The sequence below is a fragment of the Psychrobacter sp. TB55-MNA-CIBAN-0194 genome, from assembly GCF_040309505.1.
Taxonomy (GTDB): Bacteria; Pseudomonadota; Gammaproteobacteria; order Pseudomonadales; family Moraxellaceae; genus Psychrobacter; species Psychrobacter fozii.
In genome coordinates, this window is the sequence record NZ_JBEOOW010000654.1 from 1 (window position 1) to 245 (window position 245).

At 69.4% G+C, this 245-nt stretch carries 1 protein-coding gene; it reads left to right on the forward strand.

The genetic code is table 11. The features are described from left to right. Positions 1-245: hypothetical protein (locus AAEY75_RS16630; protein WP_502944458.1), on the forward strand; the 245-nt coding region annotated here is incomplete at both ends.

Sequence of the window (245 nt, forward strand, 5' to 3'; positions counted from 1 at the left end):
GGGAGACGCTGCTCGACGTCGACGCGCTCGGCGCCGAAGAGGGCGAGTCGTGGGTGTTCGAGCAGGAGGCGATCCTGTATCCGGACGGCGATCGCGTGCTGCTGTCGCTGTCGCCGGGCGGCGCCGATGCGGTCGTCGTGCGCGAATTCGATCTCGTCGAGCGCCGGTTCGTGGACGGCGGCTTCACGATCGACGCGCCGGGCCATCATACGGTCGGCTGGATCGACCGCGACACCGTGTACGTG